The sequence below is a fragment of the Natronorubrum halophilum genome (assembly GCF_003670115.1).
Lineage (GTDB): Archaea > Halobacteriota > Halobacteria > Halobacteriales > Natrialbaceae > Natronorubrum > Natronorubrum halophilum.
This window is the reverse complement of sequence record NZ_QQTY01000002.1, coordinates 1,012,041-1,027,470: the sequence shown is the minus strand read 5'-3', so window position 1 is coordinate 1,027,470 and position 15,430 is coordinate 1,012,041. Positions and strand designations below refer to the sequence as shown.

Below are 15,430 nucleotides of genomic sequence, written 5' to 3'. Positions count from 1 at the left end.
AGCACCGCTCGCTCGGAAGCCGCGTCAGCAACAGAACATGAACGGGTAGATGAGAGCCACGCGGTCCCCGTCCTCGAGTTCCGTCTCGAGTCCGTCGTAGTGCTCGTTGAACCGCCCGTTGATGCAGACGCGAGCGTAGGCCCTGGTCTGTTCGCCTTCGGGGTTCTTGCGCCAGGTGCCGGGCAGTTCGTCCGGCGCGGGCGCCCAGCCATGTGCGGTCGCCTCCGCCTCGGTTTCGGCGATCAGCATCTCCTCGACGTCGTACTCGTCGAAAAACGCCTCGAGGAACGCTCGAAGTCGGTCTCCCGCGAAGGAGAACTCGAGTTCGTGGGTGCCCACGGCGTCGCGGACGTGGCCAGTACAGCGAACGGTGACGATCGTTCGCTCCTGCTCTCGCGCGGTTTGGTGGATCAACTCGGCCGTCATATCCGAACCTTCGACCGCGACGAGCAAGCGTCCGTGGCCGAACTTGTTCGGTCACGGGTCGAGGGTAGTGGATCCGCGGTTGACGACTCCGAACCCGGTTTCGAGCGGGCGCGAACGGTTACTCGCGCGGAGAAACGCCGACTTCCGGGGGCCGACGCGTCGATTCGACCGTCGTTGCGACCAGTTCGCCGTACTCCTTTGCGGAGAGGCCGCCGTCGTTGTAGGCCTCCGCCCACTCGGCTTCGATCGACGCCGACCCGAACGACGCTGGCGCGCCGTCGAGGACGGTGATCCCGAGTCCGAGGACGTCGTAGCCGGAGTCGAGCAACGCCGCGAACGCGCCGGCGATGGGCGCGATATCGTGGAGGTTCCCCTCCGAGTACTGCTTCGCGTTGACGTATTCGATCGAGAGGACGTTCTGCTCGCGTTCGACGGCTTCGACCTCGAGCGCGTAGTCGTCGAAGGTCGCCCCGAACTCGTCCTCGTCCGTGATCTCCGCGTCGGCGAGCGCCTCGATCCGTTCCTCGAGGACGTCCGTCCGCTCGGTGACCGGCAACTCGGGTTTCAACGCTGCGCTGGGCCACTTCGTGTTCTTCGGGAGTTCCTCCCCGACGTCTTCGGTACAGCCACTCAGGAGGAACAGACCGACGACACCGCTCATCCGTAGCAGTCGCCGTCTCGTGGAGGTCTCCGCTTTTCCACTCGCTGGGGACGGACCCGGATTCATACGTGGCCGATTAGGCGCGCCGGCTATCAACGTTGGTTTTGCAAACGCCGGCAACGAACTCAAACGGGACGTCGTGGTTAGGGATGAGACAGCGATGGTATTCGAGTTGTACGAGATCGGTCTCGTCGCGATCGGGACCGTGCTGTTCGGCGTGGCCGTACTGCCGCGATTCGTCTCCAATCGGGCGGTGTCGCTCCCCCTCTTTTTCGTCTCGTTCGGACTGATCGTCTTTAGCCTCCCGATCGGGTTGCCGCCGCCGGATCCGCTCGAGCAGGGGAACGCGACCGAACGACTCGCGGAGTTCGGTGTGATCGTCGCGCTGATGGGGGTCGGTCTGAAAATCGATCGCGTCCCCGGACTGCGGGAGTGGGCATCGACGTGGCGATTGCTGGCGATCACGATGCCGGTATCGATCGCCGGTGCTGCGGTGCTCGGCTGGTGGTACGTCGGGCTGTTCGTTCCCACGGCGGTCCTGTTAGGCGCGTGTATCGCTCCGACCGATCCCGTGCTGGCGTCGGAAGTACAGGTCGGCGACCCCGGCGAAGATGACGACGAGGAAACGACACCCGACGAGTCGGACAGGGAGGACGAAGTCCGGTTCGCGCTCACCTCCGAAGCGGGCCTGAACGACGGGTTCGCCTTCCCGTTTACGAACCTGGCGATCGCGATCGCGTTACTGGGTATCGCGCCCGGAAACTGGATCGGCGAGTGGCTGCTGATCGACGTCGTGTACAGGATAACCGTCGGCGTCCTCGCCGGCGGCGTTCTCGGCTGGATCATCGCGCGCGTGATTTTCTGGACGGACCCCGAAACGCAGATCGCCCAGTCGGTACAGGGGCTCGAGGCCGTCGCCGGAACCCTCGTCGTTTTCGGGCTCACCGAACTCGTCGGCGGCTACGGCTTTATCGCCGTCTTCATCGCGGCGCTGGCGATCCGGAACTACGAGCGATCACACGACTACAACGAGGCGCTACACGAAATCAGCGAACTGGCCGAGCAGACGGTAATGGGGATCATTATGATGTTTTTCGGCGGTGCGATCGCCGGTGGACTGCTCTCGCCGCTGACGACGGAGGCCGCGATCGCCGCCGTGGCTATCGTCTTCCTCGTTCGACCGCTCGCCGGCGTCGCAGGGTTCGTCGGATTCGCCGGAGAGCGGGGTGAACGGCTGACGATCGCTTTCTTCGGCATTCGAGGAATCGGCTCGTTCTACTACCTCGCACACGGATTGAACGAAGGGGTGTTCGCCGACGCCGACCTCCTCTGGGCGCTGGTCGGCGCGGTGGTCCTCATCTCGATCGTCGTCCACGGCATCACCGCCACTCCGGTCGTCAACCGGCTCGAGGCGTCCAGCGGCTGATAGCTGATCGCACTCCGTCGTTGCCCGTGAACACGGCGCCCCCTCGAGAGCGGATTCAACACGGATGACGAGACGCCCGCGCCGTTCCAGTAGTTCGACCCGAACATGTTCCAGGATCGGTCTTTTCGAACCGAATATCACAGCATGTCCTCGTGGTGAGCGAGTGTAGCGGTTACAATGAAAGCCTGTACGGTGAGCAGTGTCGCTCGAATAGTCCAATATAGCCACAATATCATAATATTATGGCGGTTTCGGCGATAAAGATATACGCTGAATGACTTTTAAACGCATTAGTGAACATATCTGTTCAGCAAGCGTTCATTGGGGACAGAGGATTTATATCCGAAGACTGTAAGAGTCCGTTTAATGCTACTCTCAGTCGATCGTTCGGACGCCGCCACTCCCGAGTCAGTAAGCTTTGCCGTCATTGCCGCAATTGCCGACCGAGAAGGTGTCGACCCCATGGAGATCGAACCACCGGAGTACGAGGCGCTGTACGACGTCATCAATCCGGAAGCCCTCGACGCGCTCTTCGCGCCGCGGGAGGACGGTTCGAAACGAGCGAGCGGTCGCGTCGAGTTCCCGTTCTGTGGTTATCAGGTCGTCGTCAACAGTACCGGTGAGGTCGACGTACTCGAGCGAGACGGTGGCCGATAGGGCGATTTAGCCGAGATCATCCAGACGGTCGCTGTTATCGAACGGCCGTGGTCGCTGTCCCAGCAGTCTCCGCTACCGACTGGACCTCAGTCACCGGCGGCCGGTGATCCGCGTCCGCCATTCGCTCGGAATGGGCTGGGATCGTTCCGTCTCTCGATCGATCAGTACCTGTACGGTCCGCGCCGTCGCCGCCCGTTCTCCGTCGGCTCGGATCTCGTACTCCATCGGGAGACTCGAGGTTCCGAGTTCCGGGACTTGAACCGCGACGGTGATATCCGAATCGGCTTCGATCGGCCGAACGTAATCGATTTCGAGGTTCGCGAGAACCGTCCCGACGTCGACCAACGAGACGCCGATAACGTCGGTGAAGTACCCCTGCCTGGCTTCCTCGAGGAACGTCGCGTAGATCGCGTTGTTGACGTGTCCCATAAAATCGATATCCCGGAGTCGACTGTCGATTCCGACCTCGTACTCGTAGCTACCGTCGCTCATTATCGCCAGTCGACGGTCTCAATCGCCGTATATGTACGTGTCGGTGACCGGTCTTGCGCCCTCTTTACTCCGTGGGACATTCCGCCTCGAAGACGGTTTCGTGGAGGCGATCCGCGACGATCTCCATCAGCGGCTTCATGTTTCGCGTGTCCGCACGGTTGTACTCGACGAGCGTCTCGAGTGCGCTCTCGTCACCGCGCTCGTACTCGTGCCAGAGCCGTACGGCGTCGCGACCGCTGAGGTCCGGCCTGTCCCGTTCGATACCGAGGTCGCGTTCGATCGCTTTTAACCCGCCATCGAGGTCGATCTTTTTGCAGGGGTACATGAGATCGACGTGCGGCGTCGTGACGTCGATATCGTAACACGTCTCGAGGAAGGGGACGTCGAATCGCTGTCCGTTAAAGGTTACCAGCAGCGACGACGCCTCGAGTTCCCGCTCGAGACGCCGCCCCGTCAGGTCTCGATCCTTCACGAACGTCTTCGTCTCGCCGCCGCGGTGGATGCTGACGGTCGTAACGTCGTTCCGTGTCGCGTCGAGTCCGGTCGTCTCGATGTCCAGAAAGCAGGTCTCCTCGCTGACGTTCTCGTAGCACCGCCACCGGCTGGAAGCCGGCAGCGCCTCGGTAAAAACGGAGATGTCGCCGCGCTCGAGGTGGGTCCGCCCCTCGTCGATGAACGACTCGATGCGGTCGGCCAACGTGTCGCCGACGACGCTCCCGTCGAACTCGTCCCAGTGGGTGATGCCCTGTTGCCAGAGTCGCCGTTCCGTGGTCTCCCCGACGCCGCGGACGGGAATGAAACTGTTCTCGATTCGCACACCAGTTGGGGGGTGCCGAGTGAACTAAAAGCGATTGGATTCGCACAGTGAATGAGCAGATCAGTTACTACTCGAAAACGGCGGTGCACTCGACGATACTCAGCTGTCGTCGGAGCTGTTATCCGAGAGATAGAGCGTCCGATCGATGATGCTTACAGCGGCCTCTCCCCAGCGTTGTACGGCGCTGCCGTCCGAGTTCGGGATCTCGATGACGATCCGTTGTCGTCCGATCGTTACGTCGCCATCGGGCGTCGGGTCGCGGTCGGCGAAACTCCGCATCTGGTACTGGAGCAACCGCTTCGTCGACCCGCTGAGATCCACGGTGTCCGCGTCGAACTTGAAGATCAGCACGGCGCTGTCGCCGTCCGCTTCCCCCTCGTCAGTCGCGTGCACTTCGGCTGTAACATCGAAGCGGTGACTCGAGAGCTCCGGTGCCGGCGCGTTCTCGTTGATCGTGTCGACGGCCTCTTCGACGGTGACGTCGTCTGCGAACTCGTCGTCGAACTCGAATGGATTACTGCCGTCGGTGATCCGGTGGCCCGCCTCGATCTCGGCCGGTGGATCGTCGCCGCCCGTCCCCGTCCGCTCGGCCGCGTCGGTCTCCGCATCGGGCCGCTCTTCGGCGTCGGATCGGTCGCCCGCTTCGGTATCGGAGTCGACACCGTTGAGTTCGTCGGCGGGCTCGAGATCCGTTCCCGTCGTCGATACCCGCTCGTCCGGTTCGTCTCCGGGTTCGTCGGCGGATGCGTCGAGTGCGAGACCGCCGGCGTTAGCATCAACCGTTGTTGAGTCCCCCTCGCGTTCGTATTCCGCCGCTTTGGGTTCGCTCTCTTCGGTCTCACCGTCATTTGCGAGATCGGTGCCGGCGAGTTCGTCGGCTGCCGAAGGAGGTCCCCTCGCTTCCGTCGCCGCCCCAGCGGCTTCGACGGGCTCGCCGGACAAACCGTCGGTCGATTCGTTCGGGTCGGTCGGTTCGACAGCCGCCGTAGCATCGATCGGCCCAACGGCGATAACCTCGGACTCGTCGCTGCGCGACTCCGTGCCGTCCGTCAGTTCACCGGCGATCAGCGGCTCCGCCGTCCGGATCGCCTCGCGATCGAGCGGTGTCGCGTACCACGCCGTTCGATCGGGCGACGTAATGAATCGACCCCGGTTGGCCGCTGCCCGTGGATGGGTCCGTTCGGCTTCGCCGTCGAGATCGTCTTCGGTCGGTGTCGGATCCGACTCGCCGCCCGCAGCGACAGCCTCGGTTCTTTCGGCGGCAGCCGTCGTCCCGGCGTCCGAACCCGCTCCGACAGCGTCGGAATCCGGATCCGGCTCGCCGCCCGCAGCGTCGCCGCTCGAGCCCGGCGTCCCGGCGACACCGGTGGACGCTGTCTCCTGTGGGGTCTGGACGGGCTGTTGTCGCTGTTGTGACGCCCGCGGCCCACCATCGGCGGCTTCGGGCTGTGCGTCCCGTCTCTGCTGGGTGGGCTCTCCTGGTGCCTGTTCGGTCGCCGGGCCGGAACTGATCGATCCGCTATTCAAGTGGAGTTGCGTTCCGTTCCCGCCTGGTGCGTTCGAAATGTTATCCAGCGAGTAGGCGATATCCATCAGATCGTCGTCGACGTTGTCCTCTAGTTTATCGATCTTGTCGCCGACGCTGCGGAGTGCGAGTGCAACATCCCAGAGAACGACGACCCCGAAAAACATGAGCGCGAGGAAAACGGTTATCGCGGCGCCAACGAGTACCTGAGCATCAACTTCAACCATATATGGTTCTCTGTAATCCGATAGGTTGTTCGATATATAGACCTTCTGCCGTAACAGCAATATTGCTCGAGATGAATTACCTACAGACGGATACTTCACGCGGTTACGATCGTCCGGAAACCGTCTTCCGAACGCGCTTTCTCTGAACGAATCCGGTTACTACTATCAGCCATCTACCACCGTTCCTGTCAATCAGATATTGATTAAAACGGGACCCACTCAGTTGCGATTTCTCGGTTACGGAACTGCCACCGTTGCTCGTAGGATCCCCCACGGGTACGAATTTCCACGGTCGCATCGAACAACGGTTCGAGGAGCGCGACGGCATCGTGGCCGCGCTCGAGGGGCAGATGGTAGTGTCCTATTCCGCGAACCTGGCCGACTCGTGACGTCATCACGTGGAGCAGTCGGAACACCTTCTCCGGCGGGTGTTCCCGAAGCAACGGGACGAGCGAATCGACACAGACCCGAAGTTCGGAGGGTTCGAGTCCCTCAGCGAGGTCATCAAAGGCGTCGACGGTGTCGATAATTTCGGTTCCGAGCGCCCCGAGTGGTGGTTGCTCGCCGCCGTCGGTCCGCTCCGATCCGTCACTGCATTCGAGTTCCGAGTAGTCGAGTACCCGATCCGTTCCCCCGGTCTCGTGTTCGTCCAGTGGGATACGATCTCGATCGTCGGTGACGACCAACAGATACCGCCGCGTCCGCCCCATCTTTCCCAGCAGTCTGTTACAGAGAAGTCCGTGCGTACCGGCCGTATCCGCCCCGACGAACAGGATGTTGCTCCCGTCCCGTTTGAGCGCCTTGAGCGTCCGTGCGAAGCCGGCACGATTCGGCGTCCCGCTCCATCGGTCGTCTCCCATCCGTTCTATCAACTGAATTTTTGTGTAATAATAAATATTGTGCATGAATTCTATCTACGAAGATAACGGATGCATACTACTGATGCGATGGGGTTCGTTCGACCGTCCGGCTTTTCATAGCGGACGCCGTAGGCCGCGTATGGCCGATCCCGACGACGAACTCGCCGAGGCCGTCCGCGAACTGACGCGGACGATCGACGACCTTCGACAGGAACTCGAGTCGACCCAGTCTCGGTCCCGATTTCGCCCGCCAGCACCGCGACCACCGACGCCCCGAGAACTACTCACGTTCACCGACGAGATCGCCATTCCCGCCGCGATAGCGATCCTCAAGACCAGCGTCCGCGCACTCGAGGGGTTCCAGCGGGCGCTCACGATCGCGCGAACCGAACGGGAGGTTCGCGATCGGACGACCGACGCGACGGACACTGCGAGCGAGCGGGCCAGGGACCTCCAACGGACGACGCTGTCTCGGCTCGATACCGTGCTGTCGGAACTCCAGCGGGCGGCGTCGGACGACAGGCTCCCGACGGACGACAGCGCGCGCGAGTTGCTCTCCGAGGCACGCGAGCTACGCGACAACGTGGATCGGAGACTCCGTGACGTCGACGACGACCTCGAGACGCGCCGGGCGGAATCGACGGACCCCGTCCGGATCGACGTCGAAGACGGGGACATCGACGAATCCCGCGACGGGAACAGCCCCCTCGAACGCGACGAACCCGCATCGCGCGTCGACGTCGACGCCGAACTCGAGACGCTGAAGGATCAGTACGGGGCCGACGAAGACGAGGACTCGAGCGAGGCGGAGGGTCGGGACACCACCGATGGAGCCGACGAAAGCGGCACTGCCGGTGATGGTGCCGATGCTGACGGTCCGACGAACGGTAGCGATGAGACGGACGTCGATGCGCTCGAGAACGGTGACGATTCCGAAAACGGTGACGACGACCACGGGACCGACGGGCCCGCAGACGGGCGTGGTACCGATAGCGGAAGTTAGATCGGTTCGAACCGGTAGCCGTCCCACTCCTGACTTTCAGGTTCGCGGATGCCGGCACCCGGTTCGCGGAGTTCGTCGACGTAGACCAGTTCGACTTCGTCTCCGGTCTCGACGTCGTCGGTCGTCACCTGTCCGATCGCCCGGACCGTCTCGCCGTCGTCGTCGGACTCCGTCCGACTTTCCGAGGCGTTCTGTTCGCTGACGTCGAACTCGACGATCGCGAGGGTGTTGGGCTGACGGACGCCGGGTGGCGTCGCCATGCTCGTCGTCCACGTGATTACCTCTGCGGTGTACTCGCTCAGATCGATCGTTTCGACCGGTTCCGCGCCGTCGGGGCCGCGCGGGTGTCCGGGGTAGCTGATCGAGCCGTCGTCGTAGCGCGTGGCTTCCATGGTCATTGTGCTGCCTCCATGATCGTAGTGATAACGCAGTTTCCGAAGCCGCCGACGTTACAGGTGAGACCGACGTCGGCCTCGACCTGCCGCGGGCCGGCTTCGCCGACGAGTTGTTCGTAGATCTCGACACCCTGTGCGACGCCGCTCGCCCCGAGGGGATGGCCCTTCGATTTGAGCCCGCCGGAGGTGTTGATCGGCAGTTCGCCCGTATCTCGCTCGGTGTAGCCCTCCTCGACGAGTTTCCACGCCTCTCCCTGTTCGGCGAAGCCGAGCCCTTCCATCTGGAGGAACTCGAGGATGGTGAACATGTCGTGGAGTTCGGCGACGTCGATGTCCTCGGGTCCGTAGCCGCTCATCTCGTAGGCCCCCTTCCCGCTCTCGACGACGCCGCCCATGATCGTCGGGTCCTCGCGCTCGTGGACGACGTGGGTGTCCGTCGCGCCGTCGATACCCGAGACGACGACGTAGTCGTCGGTGTACTCCTTCGCGACGGACTCGGGACAGCACATCAGCGCCGCCGAGCCGTCCGTGATCGGACAGAAATCGTACAGTCGAAGCGGGTCCGCGACGATCGGTGACTCGAGGACGGTCTCGAGGTCGACTTCCTTCTGGAACTGCGCCTTCGGGTTATCGACGCCGTTTTTGTGGTTTTTGACTGCGACCTTACCGAGGCTCTCTCGAGGCGCGTCGAATCGTTCCAGGTAGTGTCGCGCGGTCAGGCCCGCGAACGACGGCAGCGTCACGCCGGTTTTGTACTCGACGGGATGGGTCAGCGACGCGATGACGTCGGTCGCTTCGCCGGTCGTCCGGTGGGTCATCTTCTCCCCGCCGACGAGCAGCGTCATGTCGCTCGCCCCGCTGGCGACCGACTGCCAGGCGGCGTAGATTCCGGCCCCGCCGCTGGAACTCGTCTGGTCGACGCGCTGGGTGTACGCCGGCATCGCGTCGAGATCGTGTGCGAGCGCGTTCGGTACGCCCGTCTGTCCCTCGAACTCCCCGCTCGCCATGTTCGAGACGTACAGATGCTCGACGTCCGCGGCGTCGACCCCTGCATCCTCGAGACACTCGATCCCGGCCTCCGCGAGGAGGTCCTGAATCCAGCCCTCCCGCTTCCCGAACTGGGTCATGGATGCACCGATGATTGCAACACGTTCCATATCCTACTGCACTCGAGTCAGTGATTTATATGGTGTGGTTGCCCCGACGAGCACCGTCGGAGCCAGTACGCTGATTTAGGCGTCGATCACCGCTCGAGTCAGCGCGAAGGATTAGGCGGACTCCGCGGCGGTCGTTCGCAGCTCGCTCGCGCGCGAACGTGCCTGCGAGATTACGGCGGGACGCGCTTCGAACGAGACGGTGACGTCCTCGTCGCCGTAGGTGACGTCTTCGACGTTCGCGTTGTCGTGGATCCAGGACACCACGCTCATGGTGTCGTCGGTCATCGGCAACAACAGCCGTTCGTCCTCCCACTCCGGAAGCTCCGCGTCGATTCGATCGAGCAGGTCGTCGACGTTCGTCCCCTCCCTGCCGCTTACGGTGACCGGGTTCGGTGCGAGCGACGAGAGCGCCTCCCGTTTCTCCGCGAGTTCCTCGTCGTCGACTTTGTCGATCTTGTTCAACACGGTCACGATCGGCGCTTCGTTGCGCTCGTAGAGGGTGTCGTGACAGGTGACGAGTTTCTCGTGGATCTCGTCGATCTCCTCGCTGACGTCGACGACGAGCAAGACGAGATCCGCCCGGTAGACCGAATCGAGCGTCGACTTGAACGATTCGACCAGCCAGTGGGGCAGGTCGCTGATGAACCCGACGGTATCGGTCACCAGCACGTCCCGGGGCTCGAGGGCGGCGCGTCGAGTCGTCGTTCCCAGCGTCGTGAACAGCTTGTCCTGGGATTCGGCCGTCGCGTCGAGATCCGGATGGAGGTCCTCGTTTTCCTCGACGGTGAGATCGTCCGCGAGCTGGCGCAGCAGGGTCGACTTGCCGGCGTTCGTATAGCCGGCTAACGCGACCAGATCGAACCCGGAGTCGCGGCGGCGCTCCCGCCGGTGTTCCTCGGTCCGCTCGATCTGCTCGAGTTCGTCGTTGATCCGGCTGATCTGGGCCTTGATGTCGCGCTCGCGGCTCTCGTCGTACTCACCCAACCCCATGAAACCGGGATGTTCGTCGCGTTTGGCGAGACTGGTCTTCGCCTCGGCGCGCGGCAGTTCGTATCGGAGTTCGGCCAACTCGACCTGTAGCTGCGCCTTTCTGGTCTGGGCGCGCTGGCCGAAGATCTCGAGGATCAGGGTGAACCGGTCGATGACCTCGACGGTGTCGGGCAGGAGCCGTCCGAGGTTGTACATCTGGTAGGGGCCGAGCCGATTGTCGAAGATGACGGTCGTCGCCTCGGTCGCGGCGGCTTCCGCGGCGAGTTCTTCGGCCTTCCCTTCGCCGAGTTGGAGGGCGGCATCCGCCCGCCGCGACTGCGTCACCTCGCCGATGACGGTGTATCCCGCTGCCTCGGCGAGGTCGCGGATTTCACTCGTGTCGGGCGTTCCGGAATCGACTCGCTTTGCGATAATTGCGCTCATGCGGGTGGCAGGATGCGTGGGTAACTCGGACGCGGTTGCTCGTGAAGACTCGAGACGAGCGATCCGGTAGTCAGGGCGGACCGGTGAGTCGTCACTCGCGTACGCTGCTCGCGTCGGCGCTGCGATCGAGACAGCGAGTGTCCGATTACGCTACGGATGCCGGTCAAACACCTCCGCTGGACGGACGAGGGTCATGCGCGACCGTACGCGCCGGATCGTCTTGAATCCCGTGCCCGATGTCTCCGTCGGTGTTCGTTCCAACGGGACAGATAGTCATGGTTGGCTGATAGTCGGCGTATCACAACAGTCATTGCCGACGACTCGAATACGAAGCCGTGATGATAGACGTCGATCTGACGACGCTCGGTCTCGAGTTCGGCGGTGGCGCGGTCGTCGGTGGGGTGCTCGGATTCGCGACCAAGCAGGTCGCGAAACTCGTCGCGATTATCATCGGCGTCCAGTTGATGGCGTTCCGGTATCTCGAGTCACAGGAGATCGTCATCGTCGACTGGAACCGACTCTCCGCTGGACTCGTCGAAACGCAAGAACGCACACAGGACAGTCACTGGCTCGAGTCGGTGCTCTCGATGCTGGCCGTCGGGTCCGGGTTCACCAGCGGCTTTCTGATCGGCTTTCACCGGGGATGACGCGATCGAGGCCGGGCATCGACCGCGTTTCGAACGCGGGTTCCGTCTCCCGTTATCGCGTGTTCAGGTCGTCTTTGTCCTTGACGATCTCCGTTTCGGCCGTGCCGCTCGTGTGCTCGTTGACGACGTCGTAGAACTCGTTTTGCATCCCCGCCGGAAACGAGATGACACCGATCCACGAGCCGTCGGGTTGCCACTCCTCGCGCTCAAGATCACCGAACTGGCGGACCTTCGCCTGGGCGCTGCCGGCGTATTCGGCGGGGAGCTGTACCGCGATCGTCACCTCTTCGAACCGGATCGGAATCACCGGTCGAAGGTCGTCGAGCGCGTCGTCGACCTGCCCCTCGACGGGCTCCATCGGATCGACCGTGAAGCCGGCCTGCTCGAGCGCGTTCTCGATGCGGTCGGGCGGGTGGGGCGCGTTATCCATCTGCGGGTTGACCGCGTTGCGCGCGATGGTATCGATCAGCTGTTTGCGCTTTTGCTCTTGCATCTCGCGGCGCTGATCGGCCGTGATCTGGATCTCTCCCTGTTTGATCACGTCGGGAATGATCTCGAGCGGATCCGTCGTGTCGAAGACGGTCTCGAGGTCCTCCTCCGCCGGTCGATCCCCTCGAGAGGCGTCCTCGAAGACGTCCTCGGCAGCGATCACGTCCTCGAGGTCGCCGTCGAACTCGTCGCGTTTGATCGCCAGTGCCGCGTCCGGATCGACCAAGACTTCAAAGCGCGCCCCGTGTGACTCGAGTCGCGCCGTCACCGCCTCGTCGAGTGATATCATACCGGTGCATACCCCCGGCCACCTAAAAGAGCTTTTCCTGCGAGCGCGTCGGGGCCGGGCGCGGTCCACGGGGTATTTCGGCGGCGTCCCGTATCGATGTCGATCGTCGGTCTCTCGATTCGATTACTCGTCGACGTCTTCGTCCGCGTCCTCGCCGTCGTCGAGGAGGTCGTTCTCCTCGAGGTGGGACTCGATCGTGTCGTAATCGAACTGCTCGAAGGACTCGCTCTCGACGTCGATCGTCGCGAGACCGACCTCGTTGGGGAGCAAGGAGCCCTCGTTGACCGATGCGAGCGCGTCGAGGGCGAGCGCGATGCCGCCGTCGAGGTCCGCTTCCTCGTCGTAGTTCTCCTCCAAGTACTCCTGAAGCTCGCCGCGGTCCGAGCCGACGGCGAGGGCCTTCCACTCGTACGGAGTCCCCGACGGGTCGGTCTCGAACAGGCGCGGCTCGCCGTTGTCGATGCCGCCGACGATCAGCGCGACGCCGAAGGGACGGGCACCGCCGACCTGCGTGTACTGCTGGATGTGGTCGGTGACTTCCTTGGTCAGCGTCTCGACGCCGATCGGCTCGCCGTAACGCAGCTGGTTGACCTGCGTCTGGCGGCGCGCGAAGTCGATCAGCTGGCGAGCGTCGGCGACGTGACCGGCGCTTGCGATACCGACATGGTTGTCGGCCTTGTGAATCTTCTCGACGCTCGAGTCCTCGAGCAGCGGGGAGGGGACTCGTTTGTCGACGGCTAGTACGACGCCGTCGCTCGTTCGAACACCGATACTCGCCGTACCACGTTTGACTGCCTCGCGGGCGTACTCGACCTGGTAGAGTCGGCCGTCCGGCGAGAAGATCGTGATACCTCGGTCGTATGCCTGCTGTTGTTGTTGTCCCTGCATAGTCTCACGCTAAATCGTAATCGAGGTCTGTCGTGCCCGCGAACGCCTCATCGAGTCGCACGTCTGCAGATCCATCGCACACAACGGCGACTCGCTCCTCGTTCCCGAACACGACGTTTCTCTCTTCCGAATCTTGCCCGCGGCGTCCTAAATAGTTTTCTTCAGCGGCACGGATCGTGCCACTCATACCGCGGACCCGAACACCGACGGGAGAGCCGTCTATCTCGTCGATACAGGCGAGTGCCGCTCGAGCCGGCTCCGATTCGCCGCGGCGGACTCGAACGATCGCCTCGCCGGTTTTGCCGGCAAAGTCGAACCTGATGACCGTCAGATCGGCTCGAGCGCTCCCCGGATCGCCGAGCAAATTCTGGGCCGCGTACCAGCACTCGCGCTGGAACGCCCGGCGATCGACGGCGGCGTCCGGCCAACTCTCGAGGCCGACGGCGAGATAGCGCCAGCGCGGCTGGAGGTGTTTCGGGAGGTGTTTCATGCGTCCGGTTCAGTTCCCTCGGACACGTCATCGGCGGATGTCTCGGCCCCAGTCGGCGTCCGTTCCGCGACCAGCACGCCGACCTGCTCGTGGACGCGCTCGACGGCGGTCAGCGAGAAGCCCGCATCGGTGAAGGCGTCGGCGAGTGTGCCGACGGTCGCCGGGTCGTCAACCTCCGGCGAGTAGAACGGCTCGTCGGGGTCGGGTTCGCCGAAGAACATCACGTCCCCGAGCACGAACGTCCGCGGCTCGAGACCCGCGATGACGTCGATCGCCTCGCGCTTTTCGTCGTCCGAGAGGTGGTGAAGCGCGAAGTTCGAGGTGACCACGTCGACGTCGCCGTCGTAGTCGGGCTCGCGGAACGTGCCGCGTCCGAATTCGACGTTCTCGAGCCCGTTCTCGTCGGCTTTCGCCTTCGCCTCTTCCATCATTCCCTCGCTGATGTCGCGGCCCACGACCCGCTTTGCGTCGGGTGCGAGCGCGAGCGCGATGGCACCCGTCCCCGTTCCGAGGTCGAGGACGACGGTATCGCTCTCGAGGGCGGCGTGTTCGATCACGAGGTTCGCACAGGCGCGGTACTCGTCGGATTTCGACTCGTCGTACTCGCCGGCTTTGGTGTCGAATCTGGCGGCGTGCTCCTCAAGGGTCTTCTTCATATCTCCCTCGTTCGACCCCCGGCTCAATGAACGACTCGGACTGAACGTGTCGATTCCGCTCGGCGAGTCGCCCCCACTCCGCGAGTCCGTCCTCGATGAACGCGCTCGAGAATCCCAGTTGCTCGCCGATCGCTTCGAGTTCGCGAGGCGCGCGCAACTCGAGGTGTGAGGTCGGGTCCGCGCTGACGACGTAGGGCGCGTCGTAGTAGTCGACGATTTCCGCGAGCTTTCGAAGCGACTGGATGACTCGCACGCGACGACCGCCGCTGGTCCGGCAGACTCCCGAGAGGTTAAACTCGAGTCGGACGCCGTTCTCGACGGCGGCTTTCACGAGGACGTGGTTGATATCGCCGCGGTCGGCCATCGGATGCGCCAGCACGTCGACCTTGTCGTTTTCGACCGCAAAGCGGTTCAGATCGTTCGAGCCGCCGTGAACCGCGACGATCGTCTGCGAGGTCCGGTAGTTTCCCACCGAGCCACCGGCCTGCTGCGGGCTGTCGGCGCGGATCTCGAGGCCGTCCACGACGTCGATGCCGTACGCCTCGCGAATCTCCGCCGCGTCGTATTCCGCGCGCGAGTCCGCGTGATTGCGAACGACCACGCCCTCGAAGCCGTAGTCGGCCGCCGTTTTGGCGAATCTGGCGACCGTACTCGCTCCGTCGGGGTGGGCGTGGACGGCTTCGTACATATCCAGATCGTCTCACGGCTGCGACTTGGGGTTTGCGCCATGCATCTGTGCGAAAATCCGCGGCCGGGAGCACGCTCTTCCGAGCATCGCGAACCGATAGGGTTCGCTCAACGGGGAAGGGGGCGATTGTGTTACTTACCGCAAACGAAGTGAGCGAGTCGGAACGTCTTTCGGTGCTTTTCAGCGACGCTTTGTCGAGGCGCGGCGGAGCCGCGCCCGCAGAG

Annotated in this window: 18 protein-coding genes; 4 read left to right on the top strand and 14 right to left on the bottom strand. The window is 63.3% G+C overall.

The annotated features are described in order from the left end of the window. Positions 1–24: 24 nt before the first annotated feature. Entirely contained in the window at positions 25–426 is a 402-nt protein-coding gene (locus DWB23_RS11195) for a ubiquitin family protein (RefSeq protein ID WP_121743086.1), read from the bottom strand. Between the two features lie 118 nt (positions 427–544). Beyond that, positions 545–1,153, bottom strand: coding sequence for a hypothetical protein (locus DWB23_RS11190; RefSeq protein ID WP_121742875.1), 609 nt, complete (start codon positions 1,151–1,153; stop codon positions 545–547). 94 nt (positions 1,154–1,247) lie between these two features. On the opposite strand from DWB23_RS11190, the gene DWB23_RS11185 reads away from it, so the two are divergent. Together DWB23_RS11185 and DWB23_RS11180 are read left to right on the top strand one after the other, a co-directional pair. Next, positions 1,248–2,513: a cation:proton antiporter gene (locus tag DWB23_RS11185; RefSeq protein ID WP_121742874.1), complete on the top strand. Its 1,266-nt coding sequence runs from the start codon at positions 1,248–1,250 to the stop codon at positions 2,511–2,513. A 366-nt stretch (positions 2,514–2,879) separates the two neighbouring features. Continuing rightward, complete coding sequence (locus tag DWB23_RS11180; protein ID WP_121742873.1) at positions 2,880–3,170, top strand: HalOD1 output domain-containing protein; 291 nt, start codon at positions 2,880–2,882, stop codon at positions 3,168–3,170. A 90-nt stretch (positions 3,171–3,260) separates the two neighbouring features. Here DWB23_RS11180 and DWB23_RS11175 read toward each other — a convergent pair whose 3' ends face one another. The 4 genes from DWB23_RS11175 to DWB23_RS11160 form a co-directional block, all read right to left on the bottom strand. After that, positions 3,261–3,662, bottom strand: a complete 402-nt coding sequence (locus DWB23_RS11175) for an acyl-CoA thioesterase (RefSeq protein WP_121742872.1) — start codon at positions 3,660–3,662, stop codon at positions 3,261–3,263. A 64-nt stretch (positions 3,663–3,726) separates the two neighbouring features. After that, complete coding sequence (locus DWB23_RS11170; RefSeq protein ID WP_121742871.1) at positions 3,727–4,479, bottom strand: ribonuclease H-like domain-containing protein; 753 nt, start codon at positions 4,477–4,479, stop codon at positions 3,727–3,729. Positions 4,480–4,578: 99 nt separating this feature from the next. Beyond that, a complete protein-coding gene (locus DWB23_RS11165; protein ID WP_121742870.1) occupies positions 4,579–6,231 on the bottom strand; it encodes an AAA family ATPase in 1,653 nt (550 codons plus the stop codon). Positions 6,232–6,434: 203 nt separating this feature from the next. Next, complete coding sequence (locus DWB23_RS11160; RefSeq protein ID WP_121742869.1) at positions 6,435–7,091, bottom strand: DUF7504 family protein; 657 nt, start codon at positions 7,089–7,091, stop codon at positions 6,435–6,437. A gap of 139 nt (positions 7,092–7,230) precedes the next feature. Between DWB23_RS11160 and DWB23_RS11155 the strand changes: the two genes are divergently transcribed. Continuing rightward, entirely contained in the window at positions 7,231–8,094 is an 864-nt protein-coding gene (locus tag DWB23_RS11155; protein WP_121742868.1) for a DUF7547 family protein, read from the top strand. Here the strand turns inward: DWB23_RS11155 and DWB23_RS11150 are convergent. The 3 genes from DWB23_RS11150 to hflX all read right to left on the bottom strand — a co-directional run bounded on the left by DWB23_RS11150 (position 8,091) and on the right by hflX (position 11,059). Beyond that, positions 8,091–8,492 (bottom strand): PhlB family protein, encoded by a 402-nt coding sequence (locus tag DWB23_RS11150; protein ID WP_121742867.1) that lies wholly within the window; start codon positions 8,490–8,492, stop codon positions 8,091–8,093. The genes DWB23_RS11155 and DWB23_RS11150 overlap by 4 nt on opposite strands. Then, positions 8,489–9,646, bottom strand: coding sequence for a thiolase family protein (locus tag DWB23_RS11145; protein ID WP_121742866.1), 1,158 nt, complete (start codon positions 9,644–9,646; stop codon positions 8,489–8,491). Before DWB23_RS11145 ends, DWB23_RS11150 begins: the two co-directional genes overlap by 4 nt. Positions 9,647–9,757: 111 nt before the next feature. Further along, the gene (gene hflX, locus DWB23_RS11140) at positions 9,758–11,059 is read right to left on the bottom strand and encodes a GTPase HflX (protein WP_121742865.1); all 1,302 of its coding nucleotides are present in this window, start codon (positions 11,057–11,059) and stop codon (positions 9,758–9,760) included. 338 nt (positions 11,060–11,397) lie between these two features. On the opposite strand from hflX, the gene DWB23_RS11135 reads away from it, so the two are divergent. Next, positions 11,398–11,706 carry an FUN14 domain-containing protein gene (locus tag DWB23_RS11135; protein ID WP_121742864.1) on the top strand — a complete coding sequence of 103 codons (309 nt, stop codon included), beginning with the start codon at positions 11,398–11,400 and terminating at the stop codon, positions 11,704–11,706. Positions 11,707–11,758: 52 nt separating this feature from the next. Here DWB23_RS11135 and DWB23_RS11130 read toward each other — a convergent pair whose 3' ends face one another. The 5 genes from DWB23_RS11130 to DWB23_RS11110 form a co-directional block, all read right to left on the bottom strand. Next, positions 11,759–12,484: a ribosome assembly factor SBDS gene (locus tag DWB23_RS11130; RefSeq protein WP_121742863.1), complete on the bottom strand. Its 726-nt coding sequence runs from the start codon at positions 12,482–12,484 to the stop codon at positions 11,759–11,761. 123 nt (positions 12,485–12,607) lie between these two features. Beyond that, positions 12,608–13,372 (bottom strand): archaeal proteasome endopeptidase complex subunit alpha, encoded by a 765-nt coding sequence (psmA, locus tag DWB23_RS11125; protein WP_121742862.1) that lies wholly within the window; start codon positions 13,370–13,372, stop codon positions 12,608–12,610. 4 nt (positions 13,373–13,376) lie between these two features. Further along, positions 13,377–13,862, bottom strand: coding sequence for an Rpp14/Pop5 family protein (locus DWB23_RS11120; protein WP_121742861.1), 486 nt, complete (start codon positions 13,860–13,862; stop codon positions 13,377–13,379). After that, positions 13,859–14,518 (bottom strand): class I SAM-dependent methyltransferase, encoded by a 660-nt coding sequence (locus DWB23_RS11115; RefSeq protein WP_121742860.1) that lies wholly within the window; start codon positions 14,516–14,518, stop codon positions 13,859–13,861. The genes DWB23_RS11120 and DWB23_RS11115 overlap by 4 nt, the downstream gene beginning before the upstream one ends. Continuing rightward, positions 14,502–15,206 carry an RNase P subunit p30 family protein gene (locus tag DWB23_RS11110; protein WP_121742859.1) on the bottom strand — a complete coding sequence of 235 codons (705 nt, stop codon included), beginning with the start codon at positions 15,204–15,206 and terminating at the stop codon, positions 14,502–14,504. The genes DWB23_RS11115 and DWB23_RS11110 overlap by 17 nt, the downstream gene beginning before the upstream one ends. Positions 15,207–15,430 lie beyond the last annotated feature (224 nt).

Coding starts and splice junctions, on each gene's coding strand:
- DWB23_RS11155 (WP_121742868.1), top strand. CDS start 7,231: ATGGCCGATCCCGACGACGAACTCGCCGAGGCCGTCCGCGAACTGACG.
- DWB23_RS11160 (WP_121742869.1), bottom strand. CDS start 7,091: ATGGGAGACGACCGATGGAGCGGGACGCCGAATCGTGCCGGCTTCGCA.
- hflX (WP_121742865.1), bottom strand. CDS start 11,059: ATGAGCGCAATTATCGCAAAGCGAGTCGATTCCGGAACGCCCGACACG.
- DWB23_RS11145 (WP_121742866.1), bottom strand. CDS start 9,646: ATGGAACGTGTTGCAATCATCGGTGCATCCATGACCCAGTTCGGGAAG.
- DWB23_RS11115 (WP_121742860.1), bottom strand. CDS start 14,518: ATGAAGAAGACCCTTGAGGAGCACGCCGCCAGATTCGACACCAAAGCC.
- DWB23_RS11120 (WP_121742861.1), bottom strand. CDS start 13,862: ATGAAACACCTCCCGAAACACCTCCAGCCGCGCTGGCGCTATCTCGCC.
- DWB23_RS11195 (WP_121743086.1), bottom strand. CDS start 426: ATGACGGCCGAGTTGATCCACCAAACCGCGCGAGAGCAGGAGCGAACG.
- DWB23_RS11190 (WP_121742875.1), bottom strand. CDS start 1,153: ATGAATCCGGGTCCGTCCCCAGCGAGTGGAAAAGCGGAGACCTCCACG.
- psmA (WP_121742862.1), bottom strand. CDS start 13,372: ATGCAGGGACAACAACAACAGCAGGCATACGACCGAGGTATCACGATC.
- DWB23_RS11150 (WP_121742867.1), bottom strand. CDS start 8,492: ATGACCATGGAAGCCACGCGCTACGACGACGGCTCGATCAGCTACCCC.
- DWB23_RS11175 (WP_121742872.1), bottom strand. CDS start 3,662: ATGAGCGACGGTAGCTACGAGTACGAGGTCGGAATCGACAGTCGACTC.
- DWB23_RS11185 (WP_121742874.1), top strand. CDS start 1,248: ATGGTATTCGAGTTGTACGAGATCGGTCTCGTCGCGATCGGGACCGTG.
- DWB23_RS11110 (WP_121742859.1), bottom strand. CDS start 15,206: ATGTACGAAGCCGTCCACGCCCACCCCGACGGAGCGAGTACGGTCGCC.
- DWB23_RS11165 (WP_121742870.1), bottom strand. CDS start 6,231: ATGGTTGAAGTTGATGCTCAGGTACTCGTTGGCGCCGCGATAACCGTT.
- DWB23_RS11180 (WP_121742873.1), top strand. CDS start 2,880: ATGCTACTCTCAGTCGATCGTTCGGACGCCGCCACTCCCGAGTCAGTA.
- DWB23_RS11130 (WP_121742863.1), bottom strand. CDS start 12,484: ATGATATCACTCGACGAGGCGGTGACGGCGCGACTCGAGTCACACGGG.
- DWB23_RS11135 (WP_121742864.1), top strand. CDS start 11,398: ATGATAGACGTCGATCTGACGACGCTCGGTCTCGAGTTCGGCGGTGGC.